The 26,976-nt window shown below is 58.0% G+C and carries 28 protein-coding genes; 6 read left to right on the forward strand and 22 right to left on the reverse strand.

What is annotated here, in order from left to right:
- Positions 1 to 29 precede the first annotated feature (29 nt).
- Entirely contained in the window at positions 30 to 599 is a 570-nt protein-coding gene (locus QOT07_RS16530) for a helix-turn-helix domain-containing protein (RefSeq protein WP_283603585.1), read from the forward strand.
- Positions 600 to 626: 27 nt separating this feature from the next.
- On the opposite strand, the gene QOT07_RS16535 is transcribed toward QOT07_RS16530, so the two are convergent.
- The 3 genes from QOT07_RS16535 to QOT07_RS16545 form a co-directional block, all read right to left on the reverse strand.
- Positions 627 to 920 (reverse strand): DUF2623 family protein, encoded by a 294-nt coding sequence (locus QOT07_RS16535; RefSeq protein WP_099064560.1) that lies wholly within the window; start codon positions 918 to 920, stop codon positions 627 to 629.
- A gap of 155 nt (positions 921 to 1,075) precedes the next feature.
- Complete coding sequence (locus QOT07_RS16540) at positions 1,076 to 1,663, reverse strand: nitroreductase family protein (protein ID WP_283603586.1); 588 nt, start codon at positions 1,661 to 1,663, stop codon at positions 1,076 to 1,078.
- A gap of 86 nt (positions 1,664 to 1,749) precedes the next feature.
- Positions 1,750 to 2,631 carry a LysR substrate-binding domain-containing protein gene (locus QOT07_RS16545; protein ID WP_283603587.1) on the reverse strand — a complete coding sequence of 294 codons (882 nt, stop codon included), beginning with the start codon at positions 2,629 to 2,631 and terminating at the stop codon, positions 1,750 to 1,752.
- A 120-nt stretch (positions 2,632 to 2,751) separates the two neighbouring features.
- Here QOT07_RS16545 and QOT07_RS16550 point away from each other — a divergent pair, with 120 nt between their 5' ends.
- Entirely contained in the window at positions 2,752 to 3,387 is a 636-nt protein-coding gene (locus QOT07_RS16550; RefSeq protein WP_112348978.1) for a flavodoxin family protein, read from the forward strand.
- 145 nt (positions 3,388 to 3,532) lie between these two features.
- Positions 3,533 to 4,642: a glycosyltransferase family 9 protein gene (locus QOT07_RS16555; RefSeq protein ID WP_283603588.1), complete on the forward strand. Its 1,110-nt coding sequence runs from the start codon at positions 3,533 to 3,535 to the stop codon at positions 4,640 to 4,642.
- Here QOT07_RS16555 and QOT07_RS16560 read toward each other — a convergent pair.
- The 8 genes from QOT07_RS16560 to QOT07_RS16595 all read right to left on the reverse strand — a co-directional run bounded on the left by QOT07_RS16560 (position 4,639) and on the right by QOT07_RS16595 (position 14,178).
- Positions 4,639 to 5,805 (reverse strand): O-antigen ligase family protein, encoded by a 1,167-nt coding sequence (locus tag QOT07_RS16560; protein ID WP_283603589.1) that lies wholly within the window; start codon positions 5,803 to 5,805, stop codon positions 4,639 to 4,641. The two genes, QOT07_RS16555 and QOT07_RS16560, sit on opposite strands and share 4 nt — an antisense overlap.
- Positions 5,783 to 6,691, reverse strand: coding sequence for a sugar glycosyltransferase (locus QOT07_RS16565; RefSeq protein ID WP_283603590.1), 909 nt, complete (start codon positions 6,689 to 6,691; stop codon positions 5,783 to 5,785). Before QOT07_RS16565 ends, QOT07_RS16560 begins: the two co-directional genes overlap by 23 nt.
- A 264-nt stretch (positions 6,692 to 6,955) precedes the next feature.
- Positions 6,956 to 8,074 (reverse strand): alkylhydroperoxidase domain protein, encoded by a 1,119-nt coding sequence (locus QOT07_RS16570; protein WP_283603591.1) that lies wholly within the window; start codon positions 8,072 to 8,074, stop codon positions 6,956 to 6,958.
- Entirely contained in the window at positions 8,071 to 9,117 is a 1,047-nt protein-coding gene (locus QOT07_RS16575) for a putative FMN-dependent luciferase-like monooxygenase (RefSeq protein ID WP_283603592.1), read from the reverse strand. The genes QOT07_RS16570 and QOT07_RS16575 overlap by 4 nt, the downstream gene beginning before the upstream one ends.
- On the reverse strand, positions 9,107 to 10,780 hold the full coding sequence (locus QOT07_RS16580; protein ID WP_283603593.1) for a dipeptide ABC transporter ATP-binding protein: 1,674 nt from the start codon (positions 10,778 to 10,780) through the stop codon (positions 9,107 to 9,109). Before QOT07_RS16580 ends, QOT07_RS16575 begins: the two co-directional genes overlap by 11 nt.
- On the reverse strand, positions 10,777 to 11,667 hold the full coding sequence (locus QOT07_RS16585) for an ABC transporter permease (RefSeq protein WP_283603594.1): 891 nt from the start codon (positions 11,665 to 11,667) through the stop codon (positions 10,777 to 10,779). The genes QOT07_RS16580 and QOT07_RS16585 overlap by 4 nt, the downstream gene beginning before the upstream one ends.
- Positions 11,664 to 12,608, reverse strand: coding sequence for an ABC transporter permease (locus tag QOT07_RS16590; protein WP_099064569.1), 945 nt, complete (start codon positions 12,606 to 12,608; stop codon positions 11,664 to 11,666). Before QOT07_RS16590 ends, QOT07_RS16585 begins: the two co-directional genes overlap by 4 nt.
- A gap of 10 nt (positions 12,609 to 12,618) precedes the next feature.
- Positions 12,619 to 14,178, reverse strand: a complete 1,560-nt coding sequence (locus tag QOT07_RS16595) for a TIGR04028 family ABC transporter substrate-binding protein (protein ID WP_283604378.1) — start codon at positions 14,176 to 14,178, stop codon at positions 12,619 to 12,621.
- A 241-nt stretch (positions 14,179 to 14,419) separates the two neighbouring features.
- On the opposite strand from QOT07_RS16595, the gene QOT07_RS16600 reads away from it, so the two are divergent.
- Entirely contained in the window at positions 14,420 to 14,668 is a 249-nt protein-coding gene (locus QOT07_RS16600) for a hypothetical protein (RefSeq protein ID WP_219016263.1), read from the forward strand.
- 17 nt (positions 14,669 to 14,685) lie between these two features.
- Here QOT07_RS16600 and QOT07_RS16605 read toward each other — a convergent pair whose 3' ends face one another.
- Complete coding sequence (locus QOT07_RS16605) at positions 14,686 to 15,315, reverse strand: alanyl-tRNA editing protein (protein WP_283603595.1); 630 nt, start codon at positions 15,313 to 15,315, stop codon at positions 14,686 to 14,688.
- Positions 15,316 to 15,399: 84 nt separating this feature from the next.
- On the opposite strand from QOT07_RS16605, the gene QOT07_RS16610 reads away from it, so the two are divergent.
- The gene (locus QOT07_RS16610; RefSeq protein WP_283603596.1) at positions 15,400 to 16,335 is read left to right on the forward strand and encodes a LysR family transcriptional regulator; all 936 of its coding nucleotides are present in this window, start codon (positions 15,400 to 15,402) and stop codon (positions 16,333 to 16,335) included.
- Here QOT07_RS16610 and alkB read toward each other — a convergent pair.
- Positions 16,318 to 16,965, reverse strand: a complete 648-nt coding sequence (gene alkB, locus QOT07_RS16615; RefSeq protein ID WP_176979563.1) for a DNA oxidative demethylase AlkB — start codon at positions 16,963 to 16,965, stop codon at positions 16,318 to 16,320. The genes QOT07_RS16610 and alkB overlap by 18 nt on opposite strands.
- Before the next feature lie 140 nt (positions 16,966 to 17,105).
- On the opposite strand from alkB, the gene rarD reads away from it, so the two are divergent.
- Entirely contained in the window at positions 17,106 to 17,999 is an 894-nt protein-coding gene (rarD, locus tag QOT07_RS16620; RefSeq protein WP_283603597.1) for an EamA family transporter RarD, read from the forward strand.
- A 25-nt stretch (positions 18,000 to 18,024) separates the two neighbouring features.
- Here rarD and QOT07_RS16625 read toward each other — a convergent pair whose 3' ends face one another.
- The 9 genes from QOT07_RS16625 to citC form a co-directional block, all read right to left on the reverse strand.
- Positions 18,025 to 18,720 carry a 4'-phosphopantetheinyl transferase family protein gene (locus QOT07_RS16625; RefSeq protein ID WP_283603598.1) on the reverse strand — a complete coding sequence of 232 codons (696 nt, stop codon included), beginning with the start codon at positions 18,718 to 18,720 and terminating at the stop codon, positions 18,025 to 18,027.
- 103 nt (positions 18,721 to 18,823) lie between these two features.
- Complete coding sequence (gene agp / locus QOT07_RS16630) at positions 18,824 to 20,053, reverse strand: bifunctional glucose-1-phosphatase/inositol phosphatase (protein ID WP_261255970.1); 1,230 nt, start codon at positions 20,051 to 20,053, stop codon at positions 18,824 to 18,826.
- Between the two features lie 150 nt (positions 20,054 to 20,203).
- Positions 20,204 to 21,667 (reverse strand): anion permease, encoded by a 1,464-nt coding sequence (locus QOT07_RS16635; RefSeq protein WP_099064582.1) that lies wholly within the window; start codon positions 21,665 to 21,667, stop codon positions 20,204 to 20,206.
- A gap of 28 nt (positions 21,668 to 21,695) precedes the next feature.
- The gene (gene citG, locus QOT07_RS16640) at positions 21,696 to 22,577 is read right to left on the reverse strand and encodes a triphosphoribosyl-dephospho-CoA synthase CitG (protein ID WP_283604379.1); all 882 of its coding nucleotides are present in this window, start codon (positions 22,575 to 22,577) and stop codon (positions 21,696 to 21,698) included.
- Positions 22,558 to 23,106: a citrate lyase holo-[acyl-carrier protein] synthase gene (gene citX / locus QOT07_RS16645; protein ID WP_129936483.1), complete on the reverse strand. Its 549-nt coding sequence runs from the start codon at positions 23,104 to 23,106 to the stop codon at positions 22,558 to 22,560. Before citX ends, citG begins: the two co-directional genes overlap by 20 nt.
- A 4-nt stretch (positions 23,107 to 23,110) precedes the next feature.
- Positions 23,111 to 24,616, reverse strand: a complete 1,506-nt coding sequence (citF, locus tag QOT07_RS16650) for a citrate lyase subunit alpha (RefSeq protein WP_099064585.1) — start codon at positions 24,614 to 24,616, stop codon at positions 23,111 to 23,113.
- A complete protein-coding gene (gene citE, locus QOT07_RS16655) occupies positions 24,616 to 25,536 on the reverse strand; it encodes a citrate (pro-3S)-lyase subunit beta (protein ID WP_283603599.1) in 921 nt (306 codons plus the stop codon). The genes citF and citE overlap by 1 nt, the downstream gene beginning before the upstream one ends.
- A complete protein-coding gene (citD, locus tag QOT07_RS16660) occupies positions 25,520 to 25,828 on the reverse strand; it encodes a citrate lyase acyl carrier protein (RefSeq protein ID WP_112348958.1) in 309 nt (102 codons plus the stop codon). The genes citE and citD overlap by 17 nt, the downstream gene beginning before the upstream one ends.
- Positions 25,825 to 26,898 (reverse strand): [citrate (pro-3S)-lyase] ligase, encoded by a 1,074-nt coding sequence (citC, locus tag QOT07_RS16665; protein ID WP_283603600.1) that lies wholly within the window; start codon positions 26,896 to 26,898, stop codon positions 25,825 to 25,827. Before citC ends, citD begins: the two co-directional genes overlap by 4 nt.
- Between the last annotated feature and the right edge of the window lie 78 nt (positions 26,899 to 26,976).

Genomic DNA, 26,976 nt, shown 5'->3' on the forward strand with positions numbered 1-26,976 from the left:
TGGTTGACCGTCTACTATCATACTACGATATGAATAATAAATTAGACAACCTAAATCAGCGCATCGGTGCGAGGATCCGCATCGAACGTGAAGCACGCCATTGGTCGTTGTCCGATCTGGCCGAACGGGCCGGCGTTTCGCGGGCGATGGTGCACAAAATTGAGCGCGGTGACAGCAGCCCAACGGCGATGTTGCTGGGCAGGCTTTCCGGCGCGTTTGGCCTGAGCATGTCCAAACTGATCGCCCGGGCGGAAACGCAGGAAGGTCGATTGATGCGCCGCCAGGACCAACCGCTGTGGGTCGATCCCGACAGTGGCTATGTGCGTCGTCATGTGTCACCGCAGTCAGATATCCCGCTCGATCTGGTGCGCATTGAACTGCCTGCCGGTGCTGCGATCCCCATGCCGGCTTCGGCCTATGCCTTTATGCGGCAATTAATCTGGGTGCTGTCCGGCTCACTGGTGTTCCAGGAGGGTGAAACCCACCATGAAATGGCCGAGGGCGATTGCCTGGAACTCGGGCCTCCGACGGACTGCGTGTTCAAAAATGAGAGCGCCGAAACCTGCATTTATCTGGTGGTGGTGATGAATAAGGCCTGAGCCCGTCAGGCCATACGACGGCGGCGCTCAGTTTTGCCGGTCGCGGTTATATCCTGCGCAGAAGAACTTTTCGGCCAGGCGATTGGTGCCGCCAGAAAAGAATTCGCTCATCACTTCCCCATTGAGACTGTACGCCCGACACAGCAACCCGGCTTCGAATGCCGCCTGGTTTTCGTCACCCAGGCTTTGGGCCAAATGGTGAGCATAACCCAGTACAAAGCCACGTTTGTAGTCACAGCAGAACCGGGTAAGCTCCGATGCCGGTCCGGCGTTTTGTGCAGCCAAACCGGCCATCAGCCCCTTACCGAAGTGATTGTTCATGGCACCTCCTCTATCATTAATCGCTATATAAAATATTATATAACGATCATTGCGAGCATGGACATACTCACAAAGTTTTACCTGGTTACCTGAGCGCATAAAAAAACCCGCAGAGCGAAAACCCTGCGGGCGGATGAACATTTAGACCAGGATAATTACAGGGTAAAGTTCAGCCCTTCTACCACCGTCTGCTCCAGCGGCAAGCGCCCTGAAGGGATCTCTTTTTGCTGCAGGAACTCCGGCAGCAGGGATTTGTCGCCCGCTTTGCCGATCGCCACCATGCCGTGCACCTGATAGTTATCCGGCAGGTTCAACGCAGCCTTGATTTTGTCATGGTGAACACCGCCCATGCAGTGGGTCAGCCAACCTTTCAGATGCGCCTGCAGCGCCAGGTTGGCCCAGGCGGCACCGGCATCAAAGGCATGACTCGGGTTACTGACTTCCTGCTCACCGTTCAGACTGGTGGTTTTAGAGATCACCACCACCAGCGCCGAAGCGTGCTGCGCCCAACCGCGGTTGAACTCAATCAGGAAATCCAGATAGCTGTCCCAACTGGCCGAGCCGTGTTTGCTGTAGGCAAAACGCCATGGCTGAATGTTATAGGCCGAAGGTGACCAACGCGCGGCTTCAAAGAAGCTCAGCAGGGTCTCATCGTCGATAGCATCATTGGCCAGCGCGCGCGGCGACCAACGTTCAATAAACTGCGCATCAATCGGGTAATCAGAAACTCTTGGCTCGCTCATGGACATCTCTCTCATGGGAATGGATAACAAAGTTATCTGATATTCCCATGTCTCACGCCAGAAAAACTTTTATTTTGTGCCCTGACTCAGCGCCGAACCTCCTGTTGCAGCCAGTCCAGAAACGCCCGCACCGGCGGGTGCCGTTCGCGGCCAGGCACGCACAGCGCAGTATAAGCCGCACCCGGCACGCAAATGTCCGGTCGATAAGATGCCAGCAAACCGTTACGCACCAGCTCGGACACCATTACCGAGCTGGCCAGCACCAGCCCCTGCCCGGCTACTGCCGCCTGCAGCGCGTAATGCTCTTCGTCATAAGCCCGTAATGCGGCATGCTGCTGCCACCAGTCGACTCCCGCAGCCTGGCACCACTCACGCCAGCCAGTTTCATACAGGGTGGAGTCATGCCAATGAACGGTGATCAGCGTGGGCGCGGGTTGCTCCATTGCACACAAATCCGGGGCACCGTAGACACCAAAGCTCTCCTCCAGCCGCGCCGCCTGATGCAGTTGCGGGTAGCTTGCGCGGCTGTAGCGAATGGCAATGTCCACGCTGGCGTCCTGTTGCAGATCAATCACCTCGCCGCAGGCCTCCAACCGTACCAGATAATGCGGATGGGCCTGATAAAAACGTCCCAGGCGCGGCACCAGCCATAAGGCCGCAAAAGAATGGGTGACGGAAACACTCAATGATCCGGCGCTGGGCTCCGGTCGCAAAGCATCCAGCGTGCTGGCGACATCAAGCAGCGCAGTGTGAACCCCTGCAAACAAACGCTCGCCCTTCTGCGTCAATCTAACGCCACGCGGCAGCCGTTCGAACAAGGCAAAACCCAACTGCTGCTCAAGCGCCTTGATCTGATGTGATACCGCCGTCGGCGTAACCGCCAGCTCCTGCGCCGCCTGTTTGAAACTGCGCAGGCGGGCAGCGGATTCGAAAGTTCGCAATGCAGTTACGGGAAGCGAGGCAAACATGAACAAGACCCATACAGATGAATTTATCTCATCCTGACAGAGTAGCCGTCATTTGTCGCTTGCGCTGTATTCAACGTAAATTGACAGCCGTATTCCCCTACTCAGCAGACGGAGAGTGACATGAATTCATCTCAACAACCCAAACGCCTTATCGTCCTGGTGGGCAGCCCACGCCGCGACGGCAACAGTGCCACCCTGGCACAAGCCGTCATGGCGGGTGCCGCCGAAGCCGGGACCGAAGCCAGCCTGCATTTTCTCGATGACTACATCAGTGGTTTTCTGGTGGATGGGCGCCATGCCGAGCCGCCTGCCGATCGCTATGGCGAACTGTTTCTGGAGCACTTCTTGCCGGCGGATGGGGTGGTATTTTGCACCCCGCTTTACTGGTACGGCATGTCGGCACAAACCAAAGCCTTTTTCGACCGCTCTTTCAGCTATTACTCCAACGCCTATCCGGATGCGGAACAGGTGCATCAGCGTATGAGCGGCAAACGCATCGGGCTGACGGTGGCCTCGGAAGAAACTTACCCCGGCGGGGCAATGGGGATCGTGCATCAAATTCAGGAATTCAGCCGCTACTCGCATTGCGAATTCATCGGTATGGTCCAGGGGGCGGGCAACAACCGGGGCGAAGTCAGCCGCGATCCGCGCAATCCACTACAGGCCGCCCGCGACTTGGGGCGCGAGATTTTCACTCGCCACTATTCGGATTACCGGATGGATACGCCGCGCAGCACACAGGTTTGGCAAGATTGACTCAACACAGGGGCGGTCTGCTGCCCCTTTATCAAGGTTACGCAAGCATATGTAGCAAACTATTGCCGACCATTGGCCCACCAGGACAAACATCATATGATGCAGATGCCAGACTGGCGCACTCATTAACTCGAAGCGAAACACGATGTCAAAACAGTGGAAAATAACGGCGGCCAACGCCTGTCTGCAGGTGTACACCCGGTTGGGCGGCAACTTCAAAGAAAAGGCCAGTTTTACACCGGAGCTGACTTTTGAACGCATCGTTATTTTTTCCACCACCGCCCTCGGTGACCTGATGTTTAACACGCCGGCCATTCGCGCGGTGCGTGAACGTTACCCCATGGCGAATATCACCCTGATTTCCAGCCATAAGAATAAACAGCTGGTCGCGACCAGCCATTACTTTAATGCTGTTATTTATTGGGATCATAAAGCCAAAGACATGCTCAGTATCATTCGCCAGTTGCGTAAGCATAAGCCGCAACTGGCCGTCATCCTGCACTCCAAATCCCCTTACGATGTGATTGTCGCCATCACGGCCGGTTGCCAGTATCTTTTCAAAGACGTCTACGGCAATAAAGCCACCGGCATGGAAACCTGGCTGAGCGGCGTAAGCCAGAGTACCGGCGGGCATTTAATTCAGCGCAAGCTGGATCTGGTAGCGCAACTGGGGTGTAAAACCGACAACACCGAGATGTTTATTCCCGTTGAATTTTCGCCGGTTAATAAAACCGCGGATAAAATCCCAATCGGTTTTCAAATGGGCGCGTCTGAAACGCTGCGCTGCTGGCCCGTCGGCCAGTTTATTCGCCTGGCGAAACTGTTGCTGGCACAGTCGCCACACCACCAAATCGAATTAATCGGCTCCCCGAAAGAACTGGCTATCGAAAAGGAATTTATGGCGGGGCTAACGGCGGACGAACAGCGACGCGTGGTCAGCCATATTGGCAAAACCACCCTGCCGCAGTTGCTGGCAGTGATGTCAAACATGCGGGTGCTGGTGACCGGCGATACCGGCCCATTACATCTGGCCATTGCCCTGAAAACACCGACCATCAGCCTGTTTGTCACGGCCAATCCGCAGCACACCGGCCCCTATCAAAATAGCGAACTGCATCAGGTGATGAACGTATCGGTGGATGCGCAAAAGCTCACCACGGCTCAACGTCGCCAACCGCTCAGCATCATCACCGAAAATGAGGTATTTGAAAAAGTGACGAGCGCGCTGGAGTTCACGCACCCGCAGGCTGACTAACGAACCCTTTGGGTCGGCTGGGCAAAAACCATCGCCAATGGGAACCAGAACAGGTACCAGAACTCGGCCGGATTGGCGATGACAAACATGCCCTGCGAGAAGTAGAAGATCAGCATAAACAGGTATAAAGCCGCCTCCAGCCGCCGCCCGGCCCTGAGGTGACGCGCGGCAAGCTGCGCGCCAAACGCCAGTAACCCAGCGAACAAACAAAAACCAACCAACCCGCCTTTGAGCAACGCCCCCAGATACAGGCTGTGAGTGGTATGAATAAACTCGCCGGTATAATTGGTAAAAGTCAGTTCTTTATCAAATCCATAGCCGAAAAACGGCGCCTGTTCTATCAACGCCAGGCTGTGCCGCCAAATGCTCATCCGCACGAAGCTCTGCTGATACAACTCGGCAAAGCGCGTAATCAGCATTTCCCCGATAGACGACCATAGCACCATGCCTGCGGTAAATATGATCATTGCCATAATCAACATCGCCAATTTTTTATTCAGCGCCCGGTAATGCGTGGTTAACACCAGCTCCGCCATTAAGGCAATCAAAGGCCCACGGCTTTGTGTCAGTACCATAAAGGCAAAAAGTAGTGGGATCGTCAGCAGGACCTTTTTTTGTTGGGTATCACGAAAAACCATCAGGCTTAAAATAATGCCCAAAGCGGCATAACCGGCAAGATCGATCACATTACGCGGGCCGGGATTGGCGTCAGAGGTTTCTCTGAGGGTATAAATTTCTTGGTAATCACTCCATGCCAGATACAGGCATAGCAACGTGATACCGGCGATCACGCAGCAGAGCAAGAGATTGCGCCGGGGGCTATCCAGCACGCTGACCAACAGACCCAAATAAAGCAGGATATAAACGCTATGCGTCAGGGCAGACAGCGCATCTCCCGGCGTGCCTCCCCAGAAATTACTGGCGGAGTAATACGCCAGAAAATACGCCGCCAAGGCTATTCCGGTGACCGCAGCACGTCTGCTAAACCAGGCCTGACGAAATTCCGGCCGGGTGAGCAGCGTCAGCAGGAAAAAAAATGCCGAGATATGGAATAGATTATTCACCCGGGTATGGCCGCAAAAAATGGCGCTAAAGAAGCAGAATGCCAGGAAGACGTAAACAGCGATCGCTGTGGTTACATCAGTTTTTTTTGAAAAAATCACTGCAATCAACCTTTTCAAAAATACGGGTATCTATGGCGCTCGCCAATGAAAAATTCTTTACGGCGATATTGTTGATTTTCATTCTTTCAGCGGCATGGCTAAAAGCCGGGATGATCATATCCTCGACCTTTTCGGGTAAAAATGTCGGCAGTTTGTTTTCTGGCGTTTCATAGAAGCGTGGCAAATGGAAATTGTTCATATCCAGCCCGACAATAAAGAGCTGTTTAAACCCCAGGAAGGCGATGATCTGAAACACCCAATAAACCACCGTGCCGGCATCAAAAATTCCATGCCGAATATCATGACTAAAGGCGATGGATTTACAGACAGCAGAGAAATAGACGTTACTGTCATGGCGGTAATGTTCCCACAATGCCGGAGGATTTATTTTTGGGCTGTAAATTTTGAAAGCCGCATCTTCGATGACGGCAAACTGGCACTTCACGCCTGCCAGCGTGAAACGGTCAATGATTTTCGCCACGCCGTGGACCGTCGTAAACAGGATTAAATCCTCTGCCAGAACAATGTCTTCTATAATATCTGGCCGTTGATCAATAAATCCCATATCGACAATGACGTAAAAACGAAAGCTCACCTGTTGGCTTAAGAAATAGGCCCCATTGACCCCGATGGCCGGCATATCAGGAATATCGCTAAAGCAAACAGAATTCACCGATGGCCCGGTGGCCGTCAGCAATATCGGTCCCTGAAAGCGGTCTTTTAACGCTGAGAGCTTCACTATAGGAATCATCTGGCTTTTATAATGAAACTCGACAATCTCGCCACTCTCCGCACGTTCAATTTTCACGTAAGGCCAGAGGTTTTCATTATGCCGATAAGGGCGGGAATGTGAATAACGGTATATCTGCTTAAAAAAACTTCCCATCGAGCCAATTTCCCATCAAAAATGCATCCACGCCAACAAAGATTCGTCTGATCTAAATTAAATCCATTGATGGGATGAGTATCGGAGCATTCATGACGGCGAGCAATTTATGCAATTTGAGTTATTCGTTATATTAACGACAAGAGATATGTCTATTTGTTAATAACGTTAAAAACCTGCCTTAAAAGGTAATTATTATCTTGAATTGCATAGGGGCGAAAATTTTCGCCCCGTTTTACACGGCGGTTATTGGCGGAAGACTTATTAATCGTCGAAGGGTTCACCCAAAGTCAGCATCAACCGGTTTGCCCAGGCAAAGAACGCCGTCGACTGCACCAGATCCAGCAACGCCAGCTCATCCAGCCCTTGCTCACGCAGCACTGCCAGATGTTCGGCGTTAACCTGCGGCGGCGTGGCGGACAACGCCGCAGCAAAATCTATCTGTGCCCGCCACGGCTCCCCTTGCCCCTCACTCAACACGCCCCCTGGAGCCACCTCCAGCAGACGCTGCACCTCATCCGTCTGTTTGGACAACTGTGCCGCCTTGCGCGCATGCACCGAAGCGCAATAGATGCAGCCATTCACCTTGCTGGCCACCGTGGCCGCCAGTTCGCGATCCTTACGTTCCAGCCCGCCTTGCGTATAGAAAATGGCCCGATCCGCCAGCGTTCGCTGCTCCAGCACCGGATGGTTACGTGCCAGCAGGCGGAAATAATCCGAGTCGCTATGCCCGAAGCGCGTCAACAGCGCCTGACCCGATGCATCAAACTCCGCCAGCGGCTTGGCGGCGATCCACGGCTCCCAACCCAGTTCCTGACGGGTAAACACCGGCGGCGCATGGCGGCCACTCAGGGTGACGGACTCGGTGCGCCAACTGCCGGCTCTGACCGGTGAGCTGCTGCTGCCCCCCTCAACCGGCTGACCGCCAAGCAGCCGATAGCCGGTTAACAGACGGCTTTGGAAACTGACAAACGCGATCAGTTGCGACAGGGTGACGATAGCGTCCAGTGACCAACCGGCCTGCTGCAATGCCTGCAAATGCTGGGCATCGGCGCTGGCGGGTTTGAACGCCAACCGTTCGGCATGATCCAGCGCCGCCTGCAAACGCGGGCTATCCTCTGCGCCGCCCTGTTGTTGCAGCAACGCCGCATAATGGGCCGCCAGTGATCTATCCGCATGCCATTCGCTGATGCGCTGGGCGACTTGCAACCGCTGCGCTACAGGAAAATCGCCGGCATCGGCGGGAGCAAACAGCGCAAGGTAGCTGGCCTGAATCGCGTCTGTCGCCGCCTGCCGTGTCACTCTGGCCTGTGCCAATGCGGAACCGGGTGCGATCACTGCCAGCACGGCCAGCAGGTCGTCATTATTCAATGTTGCAGTCATACCTTTTCCTCAGCGTGATGTTCGTGGGAGATGGAAGCGGGAGTGCGACGTTGCCAGCCCAGTTCCGGAGCAACGTGGCGGGCGATCAGCTCAATAGAACGCAGAATGTGGGCGTGCGGTGGATCGATGGAATGCACCTGGAATGCCAGGTCGGTGACCCGCGCCAACGCGCTGTCTTTCTGCAACGAGGCGATCACCTGATCCGGGGTACCGAGATGCACGTCAAAGGCCCGGATCAGCCCATCGAGCGACTCATCGGATGGCCGATGGCCACTGGCGCGCAGGCGTTCAAGCCCACGGCCCAACCCTTGCGCGGCAAAGTCCCGCGCCTGTTGGCTATTATCGGTCACCAGAGCGGTGCGCGACCCCATAATGCGCGGTGCGATGCCGGGCGGCAGCGCCGCCAGATAGGCGTCGATAATCGGGTTCTGTAATTCGTCCAGCGGCAAATCCGGCGCATCCGCCGGGCGCGGTTGGGTACGCGACAGCATTAAGCCGTCACCGGCACGTCCGGCGCGTTCACCACCTTCCACCGAAAAGGTCGCCTGCCAAACCCGCTCCGCCAACTGCGGCGCGGCCGGGTACAAACGGTTATCCTCACCGCCCAATGCCTCACCACGCCAGGCGCGCAGCAGCGTGTTGAAGTTGTCGGCAAACACCGCGTGGCGCTGCTGAGCATCAAAACCGAAGGCGCTGAACGATGACGGCGTGCCACCGGCGGCAATCCCCACCTCCAGCCTGCCGTCAGACAGCAGATCCAGCACCGCAGTATCCTCCGCCACCCGAATGGCTGACTCCATCGGCAGCGTGATCACCCCGGTGCCCAGCCGGATATGGCGAGTTCGTGCCGCCACCTGAGCCAGGAACACCAGGGGGGAAGGCAAGCCGCCCTCATCCTCATGAAAATGGTGCTGCGCCACCCAGGCGCTATCAAAGCCGACCCGTTCGGCATACACGATTTGCTCGGTTGCCAGCCGGTAACGCTGTTGTGCACTGCCCTGATCCAGCAGGCGGGTGAAAAAACCCAGTCTTTTACTGCTCATTAATCGCATCCTTAATCTTGGGCTGTTCGGCATAAAACTGACGGCCGGGAATGGCCTCAATCAACTGGCGGGTGTAATCACTGCCCGGCATGGCGAACAGTTCACCGGTCGCGCCGCTGTCCACCTGTACCCCTCGGTGCAACACCGAAACGCTGTGTGAAATCTGCCGTACCCTGGCCAGATCGTGTGAGATAAACAAATAGGTCAGCCCCAGTTCCTGCTGCAAATCCTGCAACAGCCGCAGGATCTGCGCCTGTACCGTGACATCCAATGCCGAAGTCGCTTCGTCCAGCACCAGTACCCGTGGTTGCAACACCAGCGCCCGGGCGATCGCCACCCGCTGACGTTGGCCGCCGGACAGCTCGCGCGGCTTGCGGCTCAGCAATTCGTTCGGCAGCGCCACCCGTTCAAACAGTTCTCGTACCAGCCGATAACGCTCGGCTTTGCCCAGCGGTTCAAAGTTCAGCAACGGCTCTTCAACCACCTGATACAGCGTCTGCGACGGATCGAGCGAGCCGAACGGGTTCTGGTACACCAACTGAATGCGGCGACGGAACTGCCGCAGCGCTTCGCCCTTCAACTGGGTGAAGTCAACGCCGTCGATAATGATTTGCCCGGCGTCCGGCCGTTGAAAACCGAGCAGGCAGCGTGCCAGCGTGGTTTTGCCGGAGCCGGATTCCCCTACCAGCGCATGGGTGGTGCCACGCGGCACGCTAAACGACACCTGATCCAACGCACGGTAAGTTTTGCCCCCCACACCGGCCAGGCGGAAATCTTTCACCAACCCATTAACCTGGATCGCCAGCTCTTGCGTACTGTTGCTGGGTTGCGGCAGCGCCGCACGGGTCAGCGATGGCACGTCGGCAAACAGTCGGCGGGTATAATCGCTGGTGGGGGCACGCAGCACTTCGGCGGTCACACCCTGCTCCTGAACCCGACCATGGCGAAACACCAGCAGCCGGTCGGCACGCTCCGCCGCCACCGCCAGATCGTGAGTCACCAGCAGCACCGCGGTACCAAACTCCTGCCGCAGTTCGTCGATCAGATCGAGAATGCGCTTTTGCACCGTGACATCCAGCGCGCTGGTTGGCTCATCGGCAATAATCAGCGCCGGTTGCAGCGCGATAGCGATGGCGATCAACACCCGTTGTTTCATGCCGCCAGAAAGTTCGTGCGGATACTGACGCGCCCGCAGCTCCGGGTGGGTCAGGCCAACCCGGGTCAGTAATGCCACCACCCGCTGCTGCACCTGTTTGCGCGATAAGCGACGGTGGATATTGAGGATTTCCGCCACCTGTTCGCCGATCGTTTTCACCGGGTTGAGCGAGCTGGACGGATCCTGTGGGATCAGACTGATTTGTGCGCCCCGCACCGCATCCAGACGTCGTGACGACCAATGGCTGATATCGGTGCCGTTGAGACGGATAGCACCCTGCTCCAGCCGGCCATTTTCCGTCAGCAGGCCAATGATCGCCTGCGCGGTGGTGGTTTTGCCCGAACCGGACTCGCCGACCAACGCCACCACTTCCCCCGGCTGAATGGCGAACGACACCTGATGCACCACTCGCTGGCTGCCTGTCGCGCCCTGATAGGCAATCGACACCTGCTCCAGCTCCAGCACCGGCGTGGCCGCCGCCCGTTGTAATGCCGTCTGAATACTCATGGCTGCGTTCTCCCCAATGCACGGCTGATGCGATTGGCCGCCAGCACCACCGCCACCACCGCCAGCCCTGGGAAGGTCGTCAGCCACCAGGCGGTGGAAATGTAGTTGCGCCCTTCGGCGATCAGCAGCCCCCACTCCGGCGTCGGTGGCGGGGTGCCATAACCCAGGAAGCTCAGGGTGGCGATCGCCAAAATAGCGCTGCCAAACTGCAATGCCGAGAAGGCGACCACCGAAGTCAGCGAGTTCGGCAGGATGTGCCGCCACAGCACCGCCCAGAAGGTACCGCCGCTGCCATAGGCCGCTTCAACGTAATCACTGTGCCGCACCCGCACTACTTCTGCGCGCGCCAGGCGGGCAAAGTTGGCGACCGAAGTAATCCCGACGGCGATGGCGGCGTTAACCGTACCAAACCCCAGTAAAATAATAATGCTCAGCGACAGCAGCAGGCCGGGAATAGACAGCAAGACGTCGACAAAGCGCATCACCGCTTCGTCCGCGATGCCCCCGACCGCACCGGCAATCATCCCCAACGCGGTGCCCAACAATAAACCCAACGCGACTGCCACCAGCGCTGCGGACAGCGTCTGTGAGGCACCATAGACAATGCGCGCATACAGGTCACGCCCCAGTTGATCGGTCCCCAGCCAGTGTTCGCCGCCCGGCGCCAGCCGCTGCGCACCGGCGATACCTTCGGTGCCGCTGTAGGCAGTGAATAACTGGGGCGCCAGCGCCCACAGCACCGCAATGGCGATCACCGCCCAGGCCAGCAGCAAGGTCAACGGCACGCGACGACGGCGTGGACGGCTGGTCGGTAAGGTTCCTTCACTTTCCAGGCCGCCCAGATCGCGTTCCGGGACGACCGCTTTTTCATAGGAGATACTGCTCATACGGCGACTCCTGTGTGGGTTTTCAATCGTGGATCCAACAGCGGGAACAGCAGATCCACCAGCAGATTGAGGGTGACGAAAGCGGCGGCGGAGATCACCACGATCGCCTGCAGTACCGCCACGTCCTGATTCAGCACCGCCTGCAGGGTCAGTTGTCCCAGCCCGCTGCGGCCAAACACGGTTTCGGTGATCAGCGCACCGGCAATCAGTTCGCCAAGCAGAATGCCGGCGATGGTCAGCGCCGGCAGCATGGCGTTGCGCGCCACATGCCGCCACAGCACCCCGCTACGGCTGGCACCTTTGGCGCGTGCCACGGCGACAAACGGCTGGGTCTGCACCTGGTCAATGCTGCGGATCAGGATCTGCGCCAGCGGGGCGGAGATCGGCACCGCCAGGGTCACAATCGGCAGGATAAGCCCTTGCCACTCACCCGGATTGATCACCGGGATCAGCTTGAGTTGGAACGAAAACACCTGGATCAACACAATACCCAGCCAGAAGGTCGGCACCGAAACGAACAGTGACGGCAGCGATTGCAGCGCCGATCTCAGCCAGCCAAAACCGGTCAGATTGGAGATAAAGGCAATCGCCAGCGCCAACAGCAGCGCCAGCGTAAAGCCCAGCACCGCCAGTTGCAGCGTGGCGGGCAGGTTGGTGGCCAACAGTTCGGTGACCGGTACCCCGGCCTGAATGGAGTAGCCCAAATCCCCCCGCAGCACGTTACCCAGCGCATGCAGATACTGCTGCCACAGCGACACATCGGCACCATAGGCGGCACGCATATCGGCGATCTGCGCCGGACTGAGTCCCATGTCCGGATTCTGGAACTTAATCAGGATCGCATCGCCCGGCAGCACCTGCAGCAGGAGAAACGACAGGCTAAAGGTCGCCCACAGCACCAGTAGCGCCTGTGCGATACGCCGCGCCAGATATCGGCTCATCATGGTCTCCTTAATGGTTCTCTAACCAGGCGCCGTAGAAACTCGGGCGACCCACGGCTTCGAAACTCACCCCTTTCAGATAAGGCGCACCGGCAAATACCTGCGGCTCCTCAAAGAATGGGATCACATAGGCCTGATCGAGCAGGTAATTTTGTGCCTCGCCGGCAATCTGCAGGCGTTTTTGCGCATCCACCTCAGAGGCAATGCCCAGCAGTAGCGTGTTCAGCTTGTCGTCGCTGAACTGGCTGTTTTTACCGGAGCCGCCTTGCTGCAACAGCGCATCGCGGTTGGTCGGGTAGAACTGGCTTTTAATCACGTCCGGATCGGCCCGCCCCACTTCCACCACCGCCGCCGGGGTTTTCTGCGGGTCGAGGTTATCGGCCACCCGGCTGCCGGCGTCACCGGCCAGAATGTTCAAACGCGCGCCGACCTTGCCCCACTGCTGCGAAACCAGTTGCAGCACCGCCTTGTTCTGCGGTTGCGGCAGCGATTCGTAAACATTCAACAGCAGTTTTTTACCGTCTTTCTCACGCAGGCCGTCGCTGCCCTTTTTCCAGCCCGCCTCATCCAGCAGGCGGTTGGCCAGTTGCGGATCGAATTTCAGCTTGGCGGACAAGTCGACAAAACCAGCGGCGGAAGAGGCAATCACCGATTTGGCCTGTGGGTAGTTAACCGAGAACAGCGTATCGACGATCTGCTTGCTGTCGGTGGCATGCAGTAGCGCCTGACGCACGCGCAGGTCGCTTACCAGCGGGTTATCCGGTCGGAAGGCGATGCTGTCATTAACGCCACGCGTTGGGGCCGCGTAGATTGTGAACCCCTGATCCTGAGTCTGCTTCTCGTCGTAGGCCTGGATCTGGCGAATAAAATCCGCCTGCCCGGCTTGCAACGCACCAATGCGCACACTGTCCTCACCGGTAACAATTACCTTGATCGCGTCCAGATTGGCGCGCCCTTGTTGAGCCAGCCTGGCCGGCCCCCAGTGATAATCTTTGCGAACGCTAAGGCTGACCTCACGCCCCAGCGTCTCGGCGCTGACCACAAACGGGCCGGATCCGATGATATGGCGCGCATCGCCGAGTTGGTCATAGTTGCGGTTCAGGGTGCTGAGCGAAACCAATCCCGAGCCAATAGTGGCGGTACCCTGCAGGAAACCTGGCGACGAGTGCTTGAAGTAAAATTTGACGGTTAACGGGTCGATCACTTCGCTGTGGTCGTAGTTATTGATGACTTCAGACACCGGCAGGCGTTTCTCTTTATTGCCCAGGCCATAGGTATCGAAGTTTTTTGCCACCGCGTTAGCATCCAGCGGAGTGCCGTCGGAGAAGGTCACACCCGGCCGCAGCTTGAAGGTGTATTCGGTTTTGTCGGCGTTGCTGCTCCAGGATTCGGCGATCCACGGCTCAATCTCCAGCGTTTGCGGGTTCTGGTAGGTCAGTTTGTCAGTGATTTGATTGAGGATGCCGCCATTGGGGTAGAAACCGCCAGAAGGCGGATAAAGGTTGGTGTGCGCCTGCTGTTCCAGGTAGACCAGCGTGCCGCCCTGCACCGAGGCCAGCGCCGGGTTCATCACCGCCGCCAGGCCCAATGCCACTGTTATCCCGCGGGTTAATCTATTGAAAGAGAAATTAAACATCGTATGCCACGCCTTCTTTATTTCGGAATGTTATGGGTTAGATAACAAACCAAATCGGCGGGGAGTTGAACGAACTAATTTCGCTAACCAATGGCGGAAAATGCACAAGGCATCGGTGGTTGGCAGAAAGGATGTTTTGTTATAACGTATCAGAAATCAAACCGGGAAGACCAAAATGAAAATTCAGCTCTCGCTGTTGTTCCTTGGCTTGTTAGCCGGACGCGCCGCCGCGTTTCAGTCCAGGGTGCCAGAACCCCAGCCTGAACAGACGCGCGCAGCAGAAAATAATATCGAGCATAGGTTCTACGGCTTTCATGCGCTGGATGCGCAAACGGTCAATGTCGGCACCTGCGCCGCCTTGCCGCAGGCCGGATGCCAGTGTGCTTTCTGCACCATGCTGCGGCAGGCCGGACCGGCAAAATAACCTGGGCGAACTAAAACTCAGCCCAGTTGGTACTGCACGATCAACTGCCCCTTTTTCATCTTGAGCGCGGTGATGTTTACCGCCCCCAACTCACCCAGTGAAGATACATGGGTGCCGCCGCAGCCATAGGCAGGCAGCTCGCCGAACCCCACCTGACGCATGCCGTCGACTTCTACTAGCTTGCGAGGTAAATCCGCCGCGATCAGCCGCTCCAGCTCCGCGTCCAGAAAATCCTGATCCAGAGTTTGGGGCTCAGCGCCCGGTGCAAAAGTAATGCGCCCTTCACCCGGCCAGTGGTGCGCCTTGACCGGTTGCCAGCCGCGCGTTTCGCCCAACCAGCCAATCAGGTGCCCGGCGGAGTGCCAGCGGGTATGTAACCGACGCTGCTCGCCCTCAACCTGCACGCTGACCGGGCCAAGAGGCACGGGGTCGGCGGTAAAATGCAGCACCTGATCCCCCTGTTGTGCCACACGCAGCACCGCAATAGCACCCAGCCTGCCACCGTCTGCCGGTTGTCCGCCGCCCTGAGGATGAAACAGCGTGGCGTTCAGTGTTATCGCGTATCCGCCGTCTTCAACCGGAGTACAGGCCAGCACCTGCGCTTCAGCCTGTAAATCGTCGCTGTAAAAATAGAGTCGTTCGGTCATGGTTTTTCTCCTGGTTAGTGGCTCCATTATATTCATGCCATAATCAAAGCATAATCCATCCAAGATACAATGGACCTTTGCGCTGTGAGCACAAATCTCTCTCATTCACTGCTGGCCGAAATGGCCGTGTTTGTTCAGGTGGTGGAAAGCGGCAGTTTTTCCGCCGCCGCTCGTCAACTGGGCACCTCTCCCTCTGCCGCCAGCCGTAGCGTGGCCAAACTCGAACAGGCGTTGGCGTTGCAACTGCTGCACCGTACCACCCGTAAGCTGCGCATGAGTGAACAAGGTGAAGAAGTGTTTCTGCGCTGTCGCAGCATGCTGGACGCCGCGAACTCGGTGATGGCCTTCAGCGGTCGGGGAGCGGTAGAACCGGAGGGGCTGGTCAGCGTCAGCGTGCCCAAAGCCGTGGGCCGCTTTGTGTTGCACCCGCATATGCCGGAGTTTCTACGCCGTTACCCCAAGGTGGATGTTCGTCTGCGGTTGGAAGACCGCTATATGGATCTGATTGACGATCGGGTCGATCTGGCGCTGCGTATTACCGAACGCCCTTCTCCCGGCTTGATCGGCCGCCAGTTGATGACCATCGAACACCTGCTGTGCGCCACCCCCGGTTATCTGGCGCAGCACGGTACGCCGCAACATCCGCAGGATTTGGCGCAGCACAGCTGTATTTATCTGGGGGAAACGCCCAACGACGCCCGCTGGAAATTCCGTCGCGCCGGTAAAACGGTCACGGTGCATGTGCACGGGCGCTATGCCGCCAACCACACCGGCGTGCGGCTAGACGCGGTGAAACAGCACATTGGCATTGGCAGCCTGCCGTATTTTACGGCCCGGCAGGCGCTGGACAGCGATGAAGTGGTGCAGGTGCTGCCTGAATGGGACTTTCTCAGCAGTTATCACGGCGGCCTGTGGCTGCTGTATGGCCCAAACCAGCATCTGCCGCCCAAACTGCGGGTGTTTATCGACTATCTGGTCGCCTGTCTGGCGAAAGAGCCACAGCTAAAGCGCCTTGCGTAGGGTGATATTGATCCGATGTGGGCCCACCAGCGAATGGTAGCCCTCTTTGATCGGCATAATACCGTGGAAGCACAGCCGCGACGGGCCCCCCCACACCACCACGTCACCGTGTGCCAACGGAATGCGTTGGGCGCGGTCACTGCGCTGCATGCCACCAAACTGAAACACCGCCGGTAGCCCCAGTGAGACCGAAACGATCGGTGAGCCGAAATCATGCTCGTCTTTATCCTGATGCAACGACAGCTTGCTGCCCGGATCGTAACGGTTCATCAGGCAGGAGTCCGGCACGAAAGGGGCAAAGCCCGCTTGCTGCGCCGCTTCATCCGCCAGCGCCATCAGAATCGCCGGGATCGGTGGCCAGCGTTTGCCGCTGCGCGAGTCGCGTTCAGAGTAACGGTAGCCCCGGCTGTCACTGCTCCAGCCATTGCCACACCAACTCATCGCCACCGACATCACGTGGCCACCCGGCGTGGTCATGTGCCGCCAGGGCACCTGGGCGATCACCCCATTCACCGCGGCCAGCAACTCCGGGCCGTGATCGCGCACAAAACCGTGCATCACCACCGCCCCTGGGGCAATCTGCTCCCGCCACGGCGGCGGTACGGCGTCTTCAAAAAGATCGAGGGTCATCACAAAACACCTGTATTAATACACAGTATTTATTTTAACCTGCCGACGCCGATTGTCCAGTGTGATGCGCGGCATTGTTGTCGGCACCAAACTTCACTAGAGTAGACGGCAATAAAATCAATCACTTTTCAGGACAGTCCGTGATTAAAGGAATAGCCCTTTCCGTCTTCGCCTCGATATTGTTCGGCGTGATGTATTACTACACCTCCACCCTGACCCCGCTCGACGGCGAGCAAGTGTTTGGCTGGCGCACGCTACTGACCGTGCCATTTTTGACCCTGTTTATGGTGATTTCCGCCGACTGGCGCAAAGTCAGCGAGACCCTGTGCTGGATAAAACAACGGCCGCGCCGCCTGCTGTTTCTGCCGCTGAGTTCGGCGCTGCTGGGGGTTCAACTCTGGTTGTTCCTGTGGGCACCCTTGCACGGTAAAGCGCTGGAAGTCTCACTCGGCTATTTCCTGTTGCCACTGACCATGGTGCTGGCGGGTCGTTTGATCTTCCGCGACAGGCTTTCTTTGCTGCAAAAATTGGCGGTTGCCTGCGCGATCGTCGGCGTTGGTAATGAACTGTATCAGGTGGGCGGCGTCTCCTGGACCACCCTGGTGGTGGCGCTGGGCTATCCGGTTTACTTTATTCTGCGCCGACGTTTCGGCACAGATAATCTCGGCGGATTGTGGTGTGAACTGACGCTGATGCTGCCGGTCGCCGCCTGGTTTGCCTTCGGGGGGAACGGGCCGCTGGCCGCGCTGAGCGTCAGCCCGACGCTGTATTGGCAAATCCCGCTGTTGGGGGTGATCAGCGCCGCTGCACTGGTGTGTTATATCCTGGCCAGTCGCCTGTTGCCGTTCAGCCTGTTCGGGTTACTGAGCTACGTGGAGCCGGTGCTGCTGGTGATCGTGGCGCTGTTGCTCGGCGAGAGCATCGGCCGGGATGAATGGCTGACCTATATTCCGATCTGGCTGGCCGTGCTGTTACTGGTGTCGGAAGGTGCTCGCCACCTATTGCGTCGTCAGCGGATAAAATCAACTACGTGACAGTGCAACGCATTTATTACATTGATTACAAACAAATAAATGTAGTGACGTCGTCACTTTCATGCCAGTAGCGCCCGCTAAAACGTCGGCCGACATGGCAATGCGGCGTGAGCTGTTTGAGCAGTTCCAATTCAAAAGTCTGCTGTTGTGGATTGAGTGTCACCAGGTGCGCATCGAGAAAATCAAAATAGCTGCGCACCTGTGGGTACAAGGCCTTGAACAAGCTTTCTTTGGCGGAGAACACCAGCGTCAACAGTGGGTTAAATGCCTGTGGCTGTGCGCGCAGCAGCTCACACTCCGCCTCGCTGACGATAGCGCGCCACAACTCCTCCGCCCGTGCGGCAGGGATTAGCGTTTCAACGTCCAGCCCCACGCCACCCAACCCCGTTTCCCGATGTACGGCGCAAAGCGCAGTATTCACATTATGACTGAGCGCACCGGCAATGCCCGGCGGCCACTGTGGCGCACGGTCCTCGCCACGCAATAAGGTGAAGTTGGCAAACCCCAGCGACGTCAGTAACTCTCGTGCCAGGTAACGCCCGGCCAGATACTCCGCCCGCCGCTTCGGCACCGCCCGCGCCAGATGATCGGGCAGTGTCATGCCGATTTCGTCAAAACAGCTGTCCTGATAATGGGCCAAAGAAAAGTGGCAACGCGCGACCTGCCCCGGGTAATCATCCAGGTTCAGCCATTCCATACTGGGGATAAAGGAAGAGAACACTTGTCGTCCATGTTGGGTGTGTAGGCGCTAATTTTAGACGCCGAATCCATGGGCAACAATGATTATTCCTCTCCCCCGCCATTGAGGGAGAGGAACGGCAAGATTACAGAATGCCTTTCATGGTTTTTTCGAAGTCGCTCCAGGCGCAGTAACCCTGTTTATCTATCGGGCAACCTTTCAGCGCCAACGTTACGCGCTGTGGCGGGGTTTTCAGCGTCAGCGGGCTGGCATTACGCAACTGGTCGGTGGATTGATACACATACTCAATCTTCAGCAGGTCGCGATCGTTTTTCTTGTCGTGCCAGCGCTGGAACACCAGCTTGCCGCCAATCGGCGTTTTCTCATATTGATGCGGCAGTTGGTACGGTTGGAACTCCATCGCCGACAGCAGAGAAGCGATGTTGGAATCGTGGCCCACCAGCACCGTCACTTTCGGTGAGTCCGGTTTGCGTTCACCAATCAGTGCGCCGTTGATGTAGGTCAGCAGCGGCTTGGCCACGTTCTGCGCTACCACCGGCGAGGTGAACAACGAATCCTGATAGCCGTCTTTCAACTGCGCCAACTGTTTCCACTGCTGCGGCGTGGTGATTTTGCCCCAGGCCACGTCCTTCATCGGGAAGCCTTCGTAATATTGCAGCATGAAGGCATCCACCAGCGAGTTGCCCACCCGCAGCGGGCCGGCGACACCCGGCTCTTTGCCCGGTACCGCACTCATTTTGCTGGCCTCTTTGGTCAGATCGCAGTGCTTGTCGGTTTTACAGCTGCTGGAATCTTTATAATCGATGATTTTCGCGAGTTGTTTATAGGCCGCATCCAGCTTCAGCGAGGCCAGTTCCTTGTTCATCGCCCCCAGCGCCTGTTGATTGAAAGCGTCGCTGTTGTCGGTGATGATCGGGTTGAAGGTCGGATCCATCTCCCCCATTTTGTCCTGATGATGCACGCTGATGTCACAGCCAGGGAACGCGCCGTTGGTAAAGAACTGCGCGGTCGCTACCGTGCGCTGCAGGCTATTGGCATAAACGTAAACGCTGCCGGCCGTTGGGCAGCCTTCCTGCGGCAGTACTCCGGTTTGTTTCAGCCACGCATTGAAATAGTGGCCCATATACACTTCCAGCACCCCGCCCTTGGTAGTCAACAGGCCACCCGGCGTGTCCCAGGCCGGCCAGGCTTTAGGCGTGGACTGTGCCAGTACGCTGCCGTTATTGGCCAGTGGCGCACGCAGGTTATGGCGACTCATCACCAGCACCTGATCCAATTGATAGTCGTTGGTTTCCGCCAGGGCAGTCCCGGTCATTAATAACGGCAAGCACAGCAATAAGGCTTTTCTTTTCATACGCAGAGGCTCCAGGAAAATGATTATTTTTAATGTGTTAGCTTTTGCTTCGCTATGATGGAGAGGTTAACGGGGAAAGTGTGTGATGAGTATCACAAGGAAAGGTCTGCCCAGCGGCCATCCGCAGATGACCGCCGTTAACTCAAAAAATTACAGCCACAAACGCATGATTGGCCAGCCGATCAACAGCAGCGCGGCGATATACACCACGCCGAGAATACCGCCCATGCGCCAGTAATCTTTCGACTTCACGTAGCCGCAGCCGTAAATGATCACCCCAGGGCCAGTGGCGTACGGCGTCAGCACGCCCATGATGCCGATCGACAGCACCAGCAGCATCGACAGTTGCTCCATCGGCACCCCCGGCAACCCTTTACCCACCGCCAGGATCACCGGCAGCATGGTGGCCGTGTGTGCCGACAGGCTGGCGAACAGGTAGTGGGCAAAGTAGAACACCAGCACCAGCGCCACCACCGTCATATTCGGTGAAAAACCGTCCAGGTGGGTGCTCATGGTCTGGGCGAACCAGTCGATAAAGCCGGAGCGGGTCAGGCCGTTGGCCATCACCACCAGCGTCGCCAGGTTAACCAGCGTATTCCAGGCGCTGGAATATTTGGTGATCTCCTTCCACGACACCACGTGCAGCGCCAACATCAAGGATACCGCCAGCAGGCAAACCGTGGTGGCATCCAACAGCTTACCGCCAAACACCCACAGGCACAGGCTGAGCAGCACCAGGCCAATCAGCGTGTATTCCTTGCGTGTCAGCTTGCCCATTTCGGCCAGCGCGGTATTGGCCCAGGTCGCCACTTCGCTGCTGTGGGTCACGCCCGGTTTGTACAGGTAATAGGAGATCAACGGCGCGATAATCAACAGCAGCAGCCCGACCGGCAGGAAGGCCAGGAACCACTGCATCCAACTGATGTGCACCCCGGCAATCTTGCTGACGAACTCAATCCCCAGCACGTTCGGCGCGGCACCGGTGACGAACATCGAGGAACTGATGCTGGTCCCCACCACCATCATCCACATCAGGTAGCCGCCGATACGGCGCGAGGAGGGATCATTGGGGAAGGAGTCAAACAGCGGCGGCAGGTTTTTCACCACCGGGAACACGGTACCGCCGGTACGGGCAGTATTGGACGGGGTAAAGGGCGCGAGCAGAATGTCGATGATCACCACCGCATAGCCGAGCGTCAGGGTACGCTTACCCATAAACTTCACCAGGAACAACGCAATACGTCGCCCCAGCCCGGTCGCTTCGTAGCCGAGCGCGAAGATGAATGCCCCGAACACCAGCCAGACGGTGGTGCTGGAGAACCCCGCCAGCCCCCATTTCAACGCTTCTTTACCGGCCTTAAAGCCCGGTTCTGCCAGCTCCTGCGCACCAAACAGCACCCAGTTGGCACTCAGCACGCTGAGGGTCACGGCGATAAAGCTGATCGCCGTCGCCGGGATCGGCTCCAGGATCATGCCGACAATCATCGCCACAAAAATGGCAAAGTAACGCCAGGCCTGCGGCGGCATGCCGTCCGGCGTGGGTATCCATAACAGGATAGCCAGCACCAGCAACGGCGTCAGCGCTTTCCAGATTTTTTCCTTGGTTTCGGACATAAGTTTCTCCAGAGACGGGATATTGTTTTTAGTTCGGTAACTGCGCCAGTAGCCAGGTAACGATTAACAGGTCGGCGCTGCCGCCGGGGCTGAGGTTGCGCATGATGCAGTCGGCGTCAAACTGCCGCAGGCGCTGTATGCCCCGCTCGCCCTGCGCGCCACCTTGAGCCAACAGCCCGGCGGCACGCTGCTGAAGCCAGTGCAAGCCTTCGATGCCGCCGCGCGAAGCGACGTTGGTGTCATCGTTGTGGGCCATCAGCCACAGCAGGCTGTCCATCAGCGCGGTCTGTTCATCACAGCCGGCGTTCAGCCGTTGTCGGTACAGCGGTAAAGCGCCGTTAATCACCCGTTCGAAGCCGGATTCGGCCTCGCCGCGCGCGCCACTCAGGCCATGCTCAGCAAACAGCCGCTGACCGGCAGTCTGTAGCGCGTTGTGCTGTTGCAGTTCACGCGCCACCAGCCCGTCACACATCGTCGCCACTTCGGCGCACAAGGTTTTGGCGTCGATATGGCGTTGCTGCTGATCACAACGGCCGTAGGCGGCACACAGCAGACCGAGTGAAAACACGCTGCCTTTGTGGGTGTTGACGCCGCCCGTGGCCTGGAACATGTGGTTTTCGCAGGCCAGCCCCAACGGGCGCAGCCGCAATAACTGCTCGGCTGCCGGGCGGAAAGCATCGTCGCGGCCCTGGCGGATAAAGCGCGGCAGCCAGATGCCAATAGCACGGGCGCTGCGGTAAAAATGACCGAGGTTCATATCCCGGTGTGCGCCGTTGTTATGACGATCCACCAGGCCCGGTTTGGGGGTCAGATTCACTTCCACCAGCAGCGCCCGGTAGGCGGCATGGGCGAAGTCCCCGACTTGCGTTTGGCGGGCATAACGGACGGGATCAACGGGTAGCGAGTGCATCATTGAGCATCCTTTCCATTTCCTGCAGCAGCTGTTCACTGCTGTGCTGCCGTTGGCGGGCGCAGAGTTTGGCCGGTTGGCTGCACAGCAGACAGCGACGTTCCGCCAGCCCCAGATCGCGGCGCGACAAAATGCGCCCCTGTGAGTCCAGCACGTCGATATCCCACAGTCGGCCAATCGGCTGCTGCACTTCCAACTGCATGGCGCAATCTTTCACCCGCTGGGCATCGGCCTGTAGCGCCACAAAACCTTCGCAGCCGGTGGACAGCGCCAGCGTTTCGGCCTGCAGGCAGTGCCAGCCCTGCTCGCCCCACAGCTGTTGCAGCGCCTGCCAACCCAGGTTGAAGATATTGCGCGTCAGCGCGCTGTCTTTTACCCCACCGGGCACCACCAGCGTCAGCACCAGCAAGGTAGACTGATGCTGTGCCAGCCACGCCTGCTGGCGGGCCTGACGACATTCGCGGCTGGTGAGCAATTCCGGCAGGCTGACTGCGCGGTTGGCGGCCAGTTCAGGAAGGACGCTAGCCATAGGATTACTCCGCCACCTGATGCACCACGTCGATCACCGAACCGTCGCGATAGCGCACGACCGCCACCACCTTGTCGGTAAAGACGATCGGCTCCGGTTCACCGGTCAGCAGCAGCGCCCGCTGGCGCAGCCAGTCGATGCCGACCACCGGCAAACCGGCCTCTTTCAGCCGCTGCGCCAACTCTGGCCGCGCCGGGTTAACGGCAATACCATGATCGGTAACCAGAATGTCGATGCTGGAGCCGGGCGTGACACAGGTGGTCACTTGCTCGACCAGCGTTGGGATGCGCCCACGCACCAGCGGTGCCACGATGATCGCCAACCGCGCGGCCGCAGCGGTATCACAGTGGCCGCCAGAGGCACCGCGCAGCAGGCCGTCGGAGCCGGTCAGCACGTTAACGTTGAACCCGGTGTCGATTTCCAACGCGCTCAGCACCACCACGTCAAGCCTATCGACCGAGGCGCCCTTCGAACTGAAATTGGCGTACTGGTTGGCGCTGATCTCAATGTGGTTAGGGTTGCGCGCCAGCGACATCGCCGCCGCGCGGTCAAAACTTTGCACGTCCAGCAGCCGGGTGATCAGCCCTTTTTCATGCAAATCCACCATGGTCGAAGTAATGCCACCGAGTGCGAAACCGGCGCGAATACCGCGGGCGCGCATCTTGTCCTCCAGAAAACGCGTCACCGCCAGAGAGGCGCCACCGGTGCCGGTTTGCAGCGAGAAACCTTCGGTAAAGTAGCCGGAACCGGCGATCACTTCGGCGGCCCGACGGGCAATCAGCAGTTCACGCGGGTTGGAGGTCATGCGCGTGGCGTCGGCACCAATCTTGTCGGCGTCGCCCACCCGTGCCAGTTGAACGATCAGATCCACCCGATCCTGTGCCAGGCTGGCCGGATGATGCGGATAAGGCACAATCGCCTCGGTCAGCAACACCACGGTGCCCGCCGCGTCGGCATCCACTTTGGCGTAACCCAGCGAGCCGCAGCAGGCTTCGCCGCTGTAGCCGTTGGCATTGCCGAACTCATCACAGGCCGGTACCCCAAGGAAGGCGACGTCAATCGCCAGTTCACCGGATTCGATCAGGTTGACCCGACCGCCGTGGGAGTGGATCTGCACCGGTTCGGCCAGCAGGCCGCGTGAGATGGCGTCCGCCAGCGGGCCGCGCACACCGGAGGTGTAAATCCGGCTTACCACTCCGTTGCGGATATGACCGACCAACGGCGCATGGCATTCGCTCAGCGAGCTGGAGGCCAGCGTCAGGTTGCGGAACCCCATCGCCGCCAGCGTTTCCATCACCTGATTCAGCGCCAGATCGCCACCGCGAAACGCATGGTGGAAAGAAATGGTCATGCCGTCCTGCAATCCGCTGCGGCGCACCGCCTGTTCCAGCGTGTCGCAGCGTTTGATATCGCGGGGTTTACGCGCCTGCTGGTTAGCCTTGGAGGAATCCTGATAGCAGCGCAAATCCGCCAGGTTGTTCAGGGTCATCAGTCGTTGTTGACGTTTCATTATGCTTCCTCTCCATGCTGAACCGAGGCTTCGCGGATGCCGGAAAGCGCTGCGCGCTGCAACACCAGCCGTGCGCGCTCAATCACCGGGCTGTCGACCATCTTGCCGTTGAGCGACACCACGCCGCGCCCTTCCTGCTCCGCCGCTGCGGCGGCATCCACCACCCGCTGGGCATGGGTCACCTCTTTGGCGGTTGGCGCATACAGGTTGTGCAGCAGTTCGATCTGCCGGGGGTTAATCAGGGATTTGCCGTCGAAACCGAGCTGTTTGATCAGCGCCGCTTCCTGCAGGAAACCGGCTTCGTTATTGGCGTCGGAATAGACCGTATCGAACGCCTGAATGCCGGCGGCCCGCGCCGCCTGCAACAGTGAGCAGCGCGCAAACAGCAGCTCGATGCCCTCGGGGGAACGTTCGGTACGCAGGTTGCGCACATAGTCTTCCGCCCCCAGTGCAATACCGATCAACCGTGGCGAAGCATGGGCGATAGCCACCGCCTGAGTGATGCCCGCCGCCGACTCAATCGCCGCCAGCAGGCCGGTGCTACCGACCGGGCGGCCGCAGTCGGCTTCGATGGCGGCAATTTCGCGATCCATATCCACCACGTCCTGCGCGCTGTCAGTTTTCGGCAGGCGCACAATGTCGGCCCCACCACGCACTACCGCCTGCAAATCTGCCAGGCCGTAAGCGGAATCCAGCGCGTTAACCCGCACAATGGTTTCCACTTCCTGATACAGCGGATGTTGCAACGCGTGATAGACCAGCCGCCGCGCCGCGTCTTTTTCGCGCAGGATCACCGAGTCTTCCAGATCAAACATCAACGCATCGGCCTGATAGATAAAGGCATTGCTCACCATCGCCGCATTGGCGCCGGGCACGAACAGCATGCTGCGGCGCAGGCGGTGTTTATTCAGCGTTTTCATTAGGCGCTCCCCACGGCAGTTGGCCGTTTTCACTGGCGCGCATCAATGCGGTTTCCAGCCGGGCTCGCAGCACGCAGTCGAGCGCACCTTTGTCGTCCACCATCACCTGCACCGGCTCCACCTGGTAGTGTTGCAGCACCTGCAGCAGCGTCTGGCGGATGGCTTCGCCGAACTGTTTTTCCACGCTGCTGGCGATCAGCAGATCGTGTTCCGGCCCCTCAGCGGGTGCGATGCGCACCATGACATCGCTGGACTCCAGCGTGCCGGCCATTGCTTCTCGGATAATTTTCATCTTTCACCTGATTGTGCGGATTCAAAGGGGGTGACTGCCGGTTTGGCCCGGCGCTGCGTTTGCAAATCTTGCAGGTAATACAGGGTGTCTGGCGGTACCAGCGGCGCGGCGGCGTGAAAATCCCCTGCCGCCAACAGCTTGCGTACCCAGGAGGCCGAGATCGCCGTGCCCTGATATTGCAAACGCTCAATTTCTACCAGAGCGATCGGCGGGCTGGGTAACGCCGGGGTTTCCAGCCAATAACGCATATCGCGGTTGTATTTCGCGGTGACCGCGCAGAACGGCTCGTTGCCGACAAAACGGTGGGTGATACCCAGCGCGGGGGCCAGATACTGGCGAAAGATCTTGAGATCGATTTCGGTGTAACAGTCGTCGGCAATACCCTGATCTTTAATGAAGTAACAAGGGAAAGTGGCGCGGGAAATCACGTATTGCGAACCTTCATGCACCGTCAGGTTAGGGATATCCGTAGTCCCTGCCAGTACCAGCCGCCGCCGGTCTTCATAGCTGAAACGCGAGGTGTTTTCCTTGACCAAAAACAGGTGCAGCCAGTCGCACTTTTCTGCCGCCTGGCGCACCAGATATTGGTGACCGCGGGTAAAGGGGTTGGCATTCATCACGATGCTGCCAATGGTGTGGCCCGGCTGTCGCTGGCCCGCCAACTGGGCGGCATAGCGCTTCAGGCGGCACGGGCTGTTTTCCATCAGCACCACAATGCCCGGTACCTGGGCTATCGGATAAAAACCGCACTGGCGGAACAACGCTTCATTTTGGATTTTGGTGTAGATAAATAGCTGGGTGTGGTGGCGTTCATAAGCCAGATTGACCAGTTCGGTCGCCAGCCGCAGTGCCAACCCTTCGCCACGCATTTGTGGGCTGATAGCGACGCATTTGATAATATTCTCTGCAATGCCGCCGCAGGCGACCAATTCATCGTTTTGCGTCACGGTTATAAATATTTCAACCGTAGTATCAATATTCAGGTCGTTACTCCGCAGAAAGGCATTAATCTGCGCTATATTTTTATGATCTGATCTTTTCACTCGGTCAAATACGGCATCGCCCAACATAGCACACTCTCTGGGTTAACTAATAAATAACAAATTAAACAGAAAATAAACATCAATTAACATCTTTAGGAATAATTA

The sequence above is a fragment of the Serratia proteamaculans genome, from assembly GCF_949794035.1.
Taxonomy (GTDB): Bacteria; Pseudomonadota; Gammaproteobacteria; order Enterobacterales; family Enterobacteriaceae; genus Serratia; species Serratia proteamaculans.

Coding starts and splice junctions, on each gene's coding strand:
- QOT07_RS16530 (WP_283603585.1), top strand. CDS start 30: ATGAATAATAAATTAGACAACCTAAATCAGCGCATCGGTGCGAGGATC.
- QOT07_RS16535 (WP_099064560.1), bottom strand. CDS start 920: ATGAACAATCACTTCGGTAAGGGGCTGATGGCCGGTTTGGCTGCACAA.
- QOT07_RS16540 (WP_283603586.1), bottom strand. CDS start 1,663: ATGAGCGAGCCAAGAGTTTCTGATTACCCGATTGATGCGCAGTTTATT.
- QOT07_RS16545 (WP_283603587.1), bottom strand. CDS start 2,631: ATGTTTGCCTCGCTTCCCGTAACTGCATTGCGAACTTTCGAATCCGCT.
- QOT07_RS16550 (WP_112348978.1), top strand. CDS start 2,752: ATGAATTCATCTCAACAACCCAAACGCCTTATCGTCCTGGTGGGCAGC.
- QOT07_RS16555 (WP_283603588.1), top strand. CDS start 3,533: ATGTCAAAACAGTGGAAAATAACGGCGGCCAACGCCTGTCTGCAGGTG.
- QOT07_RS16565 (WP_283603590.1), bottom strand. CDS start 6,691: ATGGGAAGTTTTTTTAAGCAGATATACCGTTATTCACATTCCCGCCCT.
- QOT07_RS16570 (WP_283603591.1), bottom strand. CDS start 8,074: ATGACTGCAACATTGAATAATGACGACCTGCTGGCCGTGCTGGCAGTG.
- QOT07_RS16575 (WP_283603592.1), bottom strand. CDS start 9,117: ATGAGCAGTAAAAGACTGGGTTTTTTCACCCGCCTGCTGGATCAGGGC.
- QOT07_RS16580 (WP_283603593.1), bottom strand. CDS start 10,780: ATGAGTATTCAGACGGCATTACAACGGGCGGCGGCCACGCCGGTGCTG.
- QOT07_RS16585 (WP_283603594.1), bottom strand. CDS start 11,667: ATGAGCAGTATCTCCTATGAAAAAGCGGTCGTCCCGGAACGCGATCTG.
- QOT07_RS16590 (WP_099064569.1), bottom strand. CDS start 12,608: ATGAGCCGATATCTGGCGCGGCGTATCGCACAGGCGCTACTGGTGCTG.
- QOT07_RS16595 (WP_283604378.1), bottom strand. CDS start 14,178: ATGAACCCGGCGCTGGCCTCGGTGCAGGGCGGCACGCTGGTCTACCTG.
- QOT07_RS16600 (WP_219016263.1), top strand. CDS start 14,420: ATGAAAATTCAGCTCTCGCTGTTGTTCCTTGGCTTGTTAGCCGGACGC.
- QOT07_RS16605 (WP_283603595.1), bottom strand. CDS start 15,315: ATGACCGAACGACTCTATTTTTACAGCGACGATTTACAGGCTGAAGCG.
- alkB (WP_176979563.1), bottom strand. CDS start 16,965: ATGACCCTCGATCTTTTTGAAGACGCCGTACCGCCGCCGTGGCGGGAG.
- agp (WP_261255970.1), bottom strand. CDS start 20,053: ATGAAAAGAAAAGCCTTATTGCTGTGCTTGCCGTTATTAATGACCGGG.
- QOT07_RS16635 (WP_099064582.1), bottom strand. CDS start 21,667: ATGTCCGAAACCAAGGAAAAAATCTGGAAAGCGCTGACGCCGTTGCTG.
- citG (WP_283604379.1), bottom strand. CDS start 22,577: ATGCACTCGCTACCCGTTGATCCCGTCCGTTATGCCCGCCAAACGCAA.
- citX (WP_129936483.1), bottom strand. CDS start 23,106: ATGGCTAGCGTCCTTCCTGAACTGGCCGCCAACCGCGCAGTCAGCCTG.
- citF (WP_099064585.1), bottom strand. CDS start 24,616: ATGAAACGTCAACAACGACTGATGACCCTGAACAACCTGGCGGATTTG.
- citE (WP_283603599.1), bottom strand. CDS start 25,536: ATGAAAACGCTGAATAAACACCGCCTGCGCCGCAGCATGCTGTTCGTG.
- citD (WP_112348958.1), bottom strand. CDS start 25,828: ATGAAAATTATCCGAGAAGCAATGGCCGGCACGCTGGAGTCCAGCGAT.
- citC (WP_283603600.1), bottom strand. CDS start 26,898: ATGTTGGGCGATGCCGTATTTGACCGAGTGAAAAGATCAGATCATAAA.